Here is a 10002-nt window from a genome sequence, read left to right as displayed (position 1 = left end):
CTGTTTATTGATGGTTGGTTCTGATTTAGTTCCTACACCCTTTGCCAACTCAAAATTCTGAGGATTTTCCCTTTGATTTTCTACAATTTCTGAAGTAGGAATTTCCGAATCAAACTGTTTATTGATGATTGGTTCTGATTTAGTTTCTACACCCTTTGCCAACTCAAAATTCTGAGGATTTTTCCTTTGATTTTCTACAATTTCTGAAGTAGGAATTTCCGAATCAAACTGTTTATTGATGATTGGTTCCGATTTAGTTTCTACACCCTTTGCCAACTCAAAATTCTGAGGATTTTTCCTTTGATTTTCTACAATTTCTGAAGTAGGAATTTCCGAATCAAACTGTTTATTGATGATTGGTTCCGATTTAGTTTCTACACCCTTTGCCAACTCAAAATTCTGAGGATTTTTCCTTTGATTTTCTACAATTTCTGAAGTAGGAATTTCCGAATCAAACTGTTTATTGATGATTGGTTCCGATTTAGTTTCTACACCCTTTGCCAACTCAAAATTCTGAGGATTTTCCCTTTGATTTTCTACAATTTCTGAAGTAGGAATTTCCGAATCAAACTGTTTATTGATGGTTGGTTCTGATTTAGTTCCTACACCCTTTGCCAACTCAAAATTCTGAGGATTTTCCCTTTGATTTTCTACAATTTCTGAAGTAGGAATTTCCGAATCAAACTGTTTATTGATGGTTGGTTCTGATTTAGTTCCTACACCCTTTGCCAACTCAAAATTCTGAGGATTTTCCCTTTGATTTTCTACAATTTCTGAAGTAGGAATTTCCGAATCAAACTGTTTATTGATGATTGGTTCTGATTTAGTTTCTACACCCTTTGCCAACTCAAAATTTTCAGGATTTTCCCTCCGGTCATCCACAATTTTTAAAGTAGAAATTTCCGAATCAAACTGTTTATTAATGGTTGGTTCTGATTTAGTTTCTACACCCTTTGCCAACTCAGAATTCTGAGGATTTTTACTTTGAGTTTCTACAATTTCTGAAGTAGAAATCTCAGCAGCAAACTGTTTATTTGTGACTGGCTCTAATTTAGTTTCTACTGTTTTATTGATTAGAGCTAGTTGAGAAATATGTTGATTTTCAATATTTTCTAAAGCAAAAGCGAAAAAATCTGCAAATTCCTTATTAAAAACAGAACTGTATTTACTATTTAAACTTTTACCAAAAATTACAGGTTTTGTAATTTCTCTAACCTTAATTAAAGCATAAAAATCAAGTTTTACTGCTTCTTTAGACCAAGATATATCGGAAAAATTATTACCAATACTACCAAATACTTTTTTTGAAGGTAAATTAGACCCTAACTCCAAAAAATATTTAGTAGAAGAAAATTTGTTAAATTGTTTTCTTGAATTAATCGATATAGCAATAAAATTACTATCTATATCAGTATTACTTTCCAATATTTGAGCATTAGCAGATTTTGAGATTCCAAAAGTTGTTGAAGCAGCAAAAATTACCACTAAAAACGGAGACAAGCGCATATTATTCTATCCCCTACAATCCACACACCAATTAAATTTTCCATACAAACTGTAAAATTGTACACCATAGACAGGGTTCTCAACCCGTCTGAGCCAAAATCCTTTCTAATACTTGTTGATATGCCGTTTCTACATTGCCTAAGTCGCGACGGAAACGGTCCTTGTCCATTACTCTCAAGTTTGAATCAGTTTGAGATTGGTCCCAAAGTCGGCAGCTATCTGGACTTATTTCGTCCGCAAGAATCAAATTATTTTGCCAATCTAGGCCAAATTCGAGTTTGAAGTCCACCAAAGTAATTTGACATTGGTTAAAGAAATTTTTGAGAATATCATTAATTTTTAGGGCAAAAGTCCGTATTTGTTCTAATTGTTCTGGGGTAGCTAGTTCCATTATTAAGAGGCGATCGCGTGTCAAAAGTGGGTCTTGAAGACTATCATTTTTATAGCAATATTCTACTAAAGGAAACTTCAACACAGTTCCTTCTGCTAATCCAGTTTGTTTACAAAGACTACCCGCAGCAATATTTCTCACAATAACTTCAATAAGCAAAATTTTCACCTTTCGGACTCTCATTTTATCTGGTGCAGGACAGTCAATAAAATGAGTAGGTATGCCATTAGCTTCCAGTAGTTTAAATATATGACTAGAAATAGTGCAATTAATTCTACCTTTCCCAGTTATTGTGCCTCTTTTTTGAGCATTAAATGCTGTGGCATCATCTTTAAAAGAAGTAAGTAATATTTCTGGGTCGTCAGTAGTATATAAAATTTTTGCTTTACCTTCGTAAAGCTTTTGATTAGATGACATAAAAATTCTTGATATAGAAACTAAAAATAGAGCGGTGAGCGATCATTACTAATTACTCTGTTATTTGCATATCACAGTAGAAGCTTAATGTCAATATCTTAAAAGGTGGAAAGATGAGTATAGACAAATAATAAGATGAGATTAAACAAAATTAATATTCAATGTCTTGTCCGGGGGTATCTTTTCTGAGAGTTTCGACTTAGTTAACAATTTGCGATACGGAGGGCGACATAATACGCTAGTTCTCACACGCAAGTAGTAACGAGGGTGAAATTTGTATCTTCTGCACTAATCGCTGCTATTCGCATTTCTGGCAGTCTATCTATATAGATATAGAGTTCTCCAGAAATCCCGCTCCCTACTAGGAACGGCGTAGTAAGGGTTTGAGGACTTTTTTAGTTATGTTAATTGACAAAGACTTAAATGTAAGTATAGAGTGTAGAGGTGCGGTTGGCTTGACCGTCAATGCCTGTGGATGAGTAACCGCCGACGGCCTCACAAGAAGCAGGAAGTAAACATCAATTTGTCACGTTATGTGATGCTTTGTATCAGTTTTATGAAGCAGTATAAGAAAGCGTCGGAATTTCTTCAATCAGCTCAAGGAATTAAACAGATGATAAATTGGACAAAATCTGTAGCAGTGAGTACTTTATTATCAATTGCTGCTCTTGGTAGTATGAGTCTTACTTCTGTAGCAGTAGGATCGCCTCAGAATACCAAAAGTGTAGAGCAGTCTATCACTACAATCCCCACTGAAGGTGAAGAGCAACTCGCTCATAGTTATGGTCATGGTAGTAAGCATTACGGTAGTTGTCGTCGAGTAGCAACTCGTCATAAAAATTTGCGAGTGAGAACATATCCTTGGGGTAAAGTTATAAACAGATTACATCGAGGTACTCGTGTTCGTGTTATTGGTTACGATGGTGCTTGGGCAAAAATTTCATATCCTTGTTATGGTTATGTATATGCTCGTTATTTGAAACATTGCTAGAGAATTAATTATTAATCTTAAAAAGATACGATCGCGAATGAGTTAGAGATGCTGTAATAATTCTCTGCATCTTTATCGCGATCGCCTAACCATATGACCGTACTATTATGTTTATCAGAACTTACGCATTTTGATGGTAAAAACACTATATGTACCATAGTGCTATAATTCTTGTCTACTATATGTAGTGTCTTTGCGTAAGTTCTGTTTATATAAGGTTACATTAATAGGACTTACGCAGTAGAACGTATTTCCGTCATTGCGACCGACAGGGAAGCAATCTCAAACGCTACTTTTTCCTGCCTCGTGCGTAAGTCCTGATTACATTAACCAAAAAGTATGGATCAAGAAAGGGTGTATGCTATACACTCCTGATAAATTGATTAAATTTAATGATGAATTTCTAGTCCTAGAACCTAAAATCTTCAGTTGTAAATATTTACATAATTATCTTCCTCTTTTTGATTTAATTCAAGAGGTTCACCTTCAGTTTGAGATACATTAGATAGTGTGCCTTCATAAATTGTCAAAGGATTATCATTACTACCTTGGGCAGTAAATTTATATTTTCCATCGATAATTTCATTATCTACTAATTGAAACTGCATTTCAGTATCAAAAAATCCTCCAACTTCAGGATTGAAAGTATATCCTGAAACAGTAACTTTATTATCCTTATCAATTGTACCAACTAACTCTGCTTCACCAATTAAGCCATTATATAGACTCATTTCTAAGGTAATTTTTTGAGAAGCTAAATCAAGTTTAAGAACTTCAACGGAGATTTTACCATCTCCATTGTGAGGCATTTCCTTAACATCACCTTGATAGCGAGCTAATTTCGATTTAGATGTTCGATTTTCTAGCTGTTTAATCCGATTTATTGTTAATAAAAAAGCTGTTTCATTTTGCCTGTTATAATAAAGTTTTCCTGCTTCCTCTAAATTAGCGATCGCCTCTGATATATTATTGATTTTTGTTAACGCCCTTGCTCTTTGATAATAAGCATCAGCATAACCAGGCAAAATCCGAATAGCTTCCTCGTAATCATCAATTGCACCTTGATAATTTTCCCAATTTAACCTTAAATTTCCTCGCTGATAATAAGCTTCGGCATAGTCAGGGTTTAAGTTAATTGCTTTAGTAAAGTCTGCTTCTGCTTTCTCAATATCTGCTTCTGCTTTCTCAATATCTTTCACACGACCATAATAGAAATTAGCACGAGCTAAATAATTATCCGGAGAAGTTTTATCAAGTTGAATTGCTTTAGTAAAATCTGCTTCTGCTTCATCTAGTTTTTTCTCTGATTCTAATACACTTCCTCTATAAACATAGAGAATTGGTTGCCGATCTTCAGCAAGTCTAATAGCTTCATCTAATGATCTTTTTGCTTTATCGTATCTTTCCATTGCGATGTAAATACTAGATTGAAGCACATATAAATTAATATCTTTCTTAGATAGTTTAGGGTTTTCCTGATTAAGCTTAATTGCTTTATCAATTGCAAAAAGAGCATCATTTAAAGCATTAGGATATGCTTTATCGTGTTTTAAAACTAAAAGGATTCTAGCTTTTTCTCGCCATGCTTCATAGAAATTATTTTCATGTTTAATAGCATTTTCAAAGGATTTTAGAGCCTCACGATGATATTGAATATTGTCTGTATCATACCCTCTATCTCGTTGAGCTAATCCTTTCGCATAATAACCTAAAGCTGAATCAGGGTCTTTTTCAATCGCTTGGTTGTAAGCTTCAATAGCAATATCATACTCAGAAAATCGCCATAGTTGATTGCCCAAATTTACCCAAGCATTTGCACCGTCTTTTTCAGAGGGAACATCAAACTCAAAATGATTACGAATTTCGCTCTTTTCTTCATCAGTAGTTTGTCGTGGTTTGTTTGTTGCTACTTCTAAATTCTCTGGATTAATATCAACTAAATTAGCAACATTTAAAAACTTGCTAATAGGAATACCCAAACTATAACCCAAATAAAAAATTTCACCATTATAATTAGTACCATCAGCACGTCCATGAATGCCAATTAATCGCCCTTGATTATCTAATATCGGACCTCCACTCATGCCACCTTTAGTTTGATTAGTATACACTAACTCATAACCTTCAGTTTGAGAGGCAGAATTCTTAGCATTAATTGCCCCTTGTTGTTTACTAAATAAAACACCAGGATTTAAAGGTTTACTAATTCCTGTTTCTGTAGGATACCATCCTGAAACAAATATCCATCGACTCTCTTGTACTGCTAATTGATAATCAGCAAGTTTAGCTACAGAATAATTATGTCTGCTAGTAAACTTCAATACTGCTAAATCTAGATTAGCTGCTTCGTCGAGAAAACGAATACTTTTTCTTTCTATACTATGACATTTTCCGTCAGCAGTAACAATTTCATAGGTTTTTGTAGGAATAGAAAATTGAGTAGGATCTTGGTTAATATATTTACTGGAACGTTTACCTGTAAAAGTATGAGCAGCAGTTAAAACAGTGTAGGTATTTCCATCACGAGCTATAATTACACCAGAACCATTACTATCCCGTCTATTTTCTTCATCTATATCATCAATATAAACAGTTATTTGACTAGCGATCGCACGATTTTCCCTGACTACTCCTGGAGGAAACATATCTGGTGCTTGAGAAACTACGGTATGAATAGGAATACTCCAATTAGACTTTTGCATCAATTTTTGCTCTTCTTCTGTCGGAGTAATTCCATCATCAAATATGTATTTTTTACCAAACAAAGGATAAGCCAAAATTCCATTAATGGCAATTAATTCTCCACGTTTATTTAAAACCGGACCTCCACTCATACCTTTTTTAACATCATTTGTATAACCAATCTCATATCCACCTTCAAAGGATTTAGATAATTGCTGAATAATTTTTCCTTCGTTAGCAATTACTTCCTCCTGATCGTAGGGAAAACCTGTTGCATAAACAGTATCTTTTGCATAAATTGGAGAATTTTTTGGTGCAATAATTGCAGTAGAATAATCTTTCTGACTACGCACTTCTAATAAAGCAATATCATCCTCACCAAAGCTAATATTTCTAACTACTTCAGCATCATAAATTTCTCCATCAGGCATTTTTACTTGATGTTGAAAGTCAGAATCTTGACTAAGAACGTGCTGATTAGTAAGAATTGTGTAGGTGTCATTTTGACGAGCAATAATTACTCCAGAACCACCACTATCTTTGCTGTAAATTTTAGTAGTAATTAATTTAGCTCGTTCTCTAATATCAGTTAAACTAGGATTTGTAAGCACCCATTGATTAGAACATTTAGCAGCAAATAATTCTTCTTGAATGGCATCAATAGTAGGAGTAAAAAAGATACCTCCAGCAGTCAAACCACTCAAACATACAAGAGAAATTAATATCGATCGCTTTTTCATCACTTTTAAAAGTAGTAGGTTTTCAAGTTTTTATAATATGTTGGTGAAGCTATATCTTGAAGCGATCGCTACCCAGCACAACACTTTAATAGTTTATGTAAAGTGCGTTGGTAACGCACTCTATTTTTCTGTTTAATAAAAAAGATAAGACTTATGAAAAGAAACCAAGTTACCAGGAAAAATTGTGGGTTTGAGCAATATAAATCTAGGAAAAAACCAGGTTTCTAGGTTTCCGTGCGTAAGTCTTGAAAGAGTCAAACAAGCATATTTAAGGCATAGTTGGAGCTTGCTCTAGATGTTTCTTAACATCTAAATAAACCTGCGAACCCTGACGAGTGATTACACTTCCATCACTTTGTTCTAAAGGTGCAGAACCCAAATAACCTAAATCAAAGACTTTGGGAATAACTTCGCTAGCATTGTCTTCACGTTTGAGCGTCCAAAGTTGTCCTTGAGTTGCATCACTTAAACATCCACCTCCAAACTTACTGGAAACGCAAATAATGTCGTAATTATTTTTTTGTCCAGTAGTAATATAGTTTAAAATTCCTCGTTTGTAGTATTTTTGGAAGTTGGCAGAGACTTCATCACAACGACTTTGGGGAGTATAACCTTCACCAAAACCAAAATCTGATGTCCAGCGAATAATAGGAATATTTCCCCGTTTTTCACTTTGAGCTACAGTTGTAGGAGTACCATTACTATCAGTAACGCAAGCATAGCTAACTTTCGGTTCAGAATAATTAGTTTTAGACGAAGAATTAGAACAAGCAGTAGTACTAAGGATGGCTAATAAAATTATTACCGTTTTAGATAAATGCTTCATAATAGCACCTTTTTATAATTGTTTAATTAAATATAGCATTTTTTTTGAGATGTCAACTCAATCTCCTTATTTAGTAAGTCTTTCAGCGCTCTAGATATTTACAAATCATTGACAAATACTATATCGTAATATCTTTGAACACCCACAATAAAAATTTTAGACAGTAGGGAATAGGAAGCAATTTGAAAGATAAAAACATTTTTATTATGGTTAATTAATGAGACTTGATATAAATTAATAAAATAATTTCAGAATGCTAAGAATTGTGTCAAAAAAACTTTGATGACAAGAGCAGAAATACAATCAATAATAATGAAGAGCTAAAACACAAGCTACTAAGAAAAAAAGGAGTCAAAAGTGAGCGATTCAATAATTGAATTACTAGATGAACTACCTAGTGATAATCTAACAGTAAAAACACTCAATGCTCTAGATTTCGTAGTACCTGGCGAGTGGGAAAATGTAGTAGGTTTTGATAAAACTATTGAAGCAATTACAGGTGAGACAGATGCAGACAGAATTATGGATATCCGCAACAAAGCGATCGAGCTATACAATGACCCGGATAATGGATACCAGGGAGCTATATGGTATTACAATCTAGTTGATAATGTAGACGGCGCTCTTGCCGCAGCAGCTATGGCCGAAATAGTCAGTGAAAAAATCCCCTTTTTAAGCTTTTTAGGTAGCTTAACTCCCAAAGCTGACACAACTCAATCTGTTGACCTGTGCCTAAAAATTGTAGCAGAGTTAATAGCTTATAGTAAACTCAATGGTCTGCCCATTCTTAATCCAGGAGAATTTGTCACAAACCTGACTGAGGAATATAGTGGTCCATCTCTAATGCGAATGGCTGCCTTAGTTTGTCTTGATGGTTTGATACCTTTGGGTCCAGACTTCCTGCAAAAAGTACAAGATACCCTTGATGGAGAAGGTGAAAGTGCTTTTGCAGATAATGCAGTTTTTGGAGCAATTAGCGATACCATTCCTGGAGATGACAAATTTGGCTTTATTCGTGAGACCTTCGGAGCAGTTCAAGGGTGGATGGATAACTTGGTTGGGTCAGTTGGTTTAACGCCAGAAAGTATTTTTGACAAAATTGGTGGCTTTATCGATTTTTCCGATGACGCTTTAGATGTTGTAGCTGCATTTTTAGATAAAACCACAAATTACTTTCAACATACAGGCACTCAATCTGTAGCTCGAAAGTTAATAGAGCGTGCAGCAGAAGAGGTTTAATAATGGATAATTGATAATGGATAATTGATAATTAGGGCTTGCTGATTAAATATCACGCGTCTTGACAGGTAAAGGTTTTACCCTTTTCAGGTACTAAGGGAGTACCAGTTTTTAGGTGGGTCAGGTTCAAAAATCTAAGATTTTCGGCATTTCGAGGGGTAGAAAATCACTTTTACGATTCTTCTGACTACTTCTTCTATAATTCCCATTCCTCCTGACTTCACCGATTATGGATTATGGATTGCAGGATTGCTGGATTCTCCCCCTACCACTCATACTTTTTCAGCAAACCCTAATTACAGCGGTTCCCGTTGCCAGTGAGGTACACCTATCGTAGGCAAGATGCCCGCACTACAAGAATTTTACCATTCAAGCTTGTACCTCATTTTCCCAAAATATGCTGTATTTGATTGCTAACTTTTTTACTAAATTAGACATCTCCAAAAATCAAAAAGACAATCAATTCTTATCCATAAATTATCAATTGTTCTTCCCTGTTCCCTGTTCCCTGTTCCCTGTTCCCTGTTCCCTGTTCCCTCTTTTCTGGAGATGTCTATTGAAGACTTTTTGCATTCAGAAAGTTTTCTTGTTACTCAAAGTTTGAGGTTTTCATCATTATCCATTATTACAGCGCTTTCCGTTGCCCGTGAGGTACACCCCGAAGCGGGCAAGATGCCTAAACGCAGGCAAGATGCCCACGCTACATGATTTTCATCATTTACCCTGTACCTCATTTGCCCGAAATATGCTGTAATTAGGGTTTGCTGAAAAAGTCTTATGGGTAAGGGTAGGAGACAGGAGACAACCCACCCCTAGCCCCTCCCAACCCACCCCTAGCCCCTCCCAGGAGGGGAGGGGAAGACAGGAGAAATGGGAGTTATAGAGGAGGTAGGAGGAAGAATAATCAAGGGTAATTGCTGCGCAACTATGTGCATAAAATGCTAATTTTTTGAACCATTACGACCATTAAGCTTGGACTTTTTTTAACTAAAAAATGCGCTCAACCTTGATATGTCAATGCTTTTAGATTTAATCAGCAAACCCTAATTATCCATTATCAATTAGAAAAATTATCCATTGGTAATATCAAATCCGCTCGGGTTCGGTATAAAAAAAATTTCATCTTCACCTAAAGAGCAAATCTTTCTAAATTCTCTTTTCTCCTGACTCCTGAGTTCTGACTCCTGACTCCTAGATTAACTATCTAATT

At 35.1% G+C, this 10002-nt stretch carries 7 protein-coding genes; 2 read left to right on the top strand and 5 right to left on the bottom strand.

Annotated elements, in window-relative coordinates:
• Both F6K54_RS15645 and purC read right to left on the bottom strand, forming a co-directional pair.
• The coding region (locus tag F6K54_RS15645) for a hypothetical protein (protein ID WP_293079010.1) at window positions 1–1506 on the bottom strand (1506 nt) is incomplete at its 3' end.
• A gap of 79 nt (window positions 1507–1585) precedes the next feature.
• Window positions 1586–2314 (bottom strand): phosphoribosylaminoimidazolesuccinocarboxamide synthase, encoded by a 729-nt coding sequence (gene purC / locus F6K54_RS15640; RefSeq protein ID WP_293079008.1) that lies wholly within the window; start codon window positions 2312–2314, stop codon window positions 1586–1588.
• 475 nt (window positions 2315–2789) lie between these two features.
• Between purC and F6K54_RS15635 the strand changes: the two genes are divergently transcribed.
• A complete protein-coding gene (locus F6K54_RS15635) occupies window positions 2790–3305 on the top strand; it encodes an SH3 domain-containing protein (protein WP_293079006.1) in 516 nt (171 codons plus the stop codon).
• A 17-nt stretch (window positions 3306–3322) separates the two neighbouring features.
• Here the strand turns inward: F6K54_RS15635 and F6K54_RS15630 are convergent, their stop codons facing one another.
• The 3 genes from F6K54_RS15630 to F6K54_RS15620 all read right to left on the bottom strand — a co-directional run bounded on the left by F6K54_RS15630 (window position 3323) and on the right by F6K54_RS15620 (window position 7553).
• A complete protein-coding gene (locus tag F6K54_RS15630) occupies window positions 3323–3463 on the bottom strand; it encodes a hypothetical protein (protein ID WP_293079004.1) in 141 nt (46 codons plus the stop codon).
• 267 nt (window positions 3464–3730) lie between these two features.
• Window positions 3731–6727: a tetratricopeptide repeat-containing serine protease family protein gene (locus F6K54_RS15625; protein ID WP_293079002.1), complete on the bottom strand. Its 2997-nt coding sequence runs from the start codon at window positions 6725–6727 to the stop codon at window positions 3731–3733.
• A 268-nt stretch (window positions 6728–6995) separates the two neighbouring features.
• A complete protein-coding gene (locus F6K54_RS15620) occupies window positions 6996–7553 on the bottom strand; it encodes a COP23 domain-containing protein (RefSeq protein ID WP_293079000.1) in 558 nt (185 codons plus the stop codon).
• Between the two features lie 357 nt (window positions 7554–7910).
• On the opposite strand from F6K54_RS15620, the gene F6K54_RS15615 reads away from it, so the two are divergent.
• Complete coding sequence (locus F6K54_RS15615) at window positions 7911–8792, top strand: hypothetical protein (RefSeq protein WP_293078998.1); 882 nt, start codon at window positions 7911–7913, stop codon at window positions 8790–8792.
• The last annotated feature ends 1210 nt before the right edge of the window (window positions 8793–10002 follow it).

The organism is Okeania sp. SIO3B5 (assembly GCF_010692555.1).
In the GTDB taxonomy this organism is placed as follows: Bacteria; Cyanobacteriota; Cyanobacteriia; order Cyanobacteriales; family Microcoleaceae; genus Okeania.
This window is presented reverse-complemented; position numbering and strand designations above follow the sequence as displayed.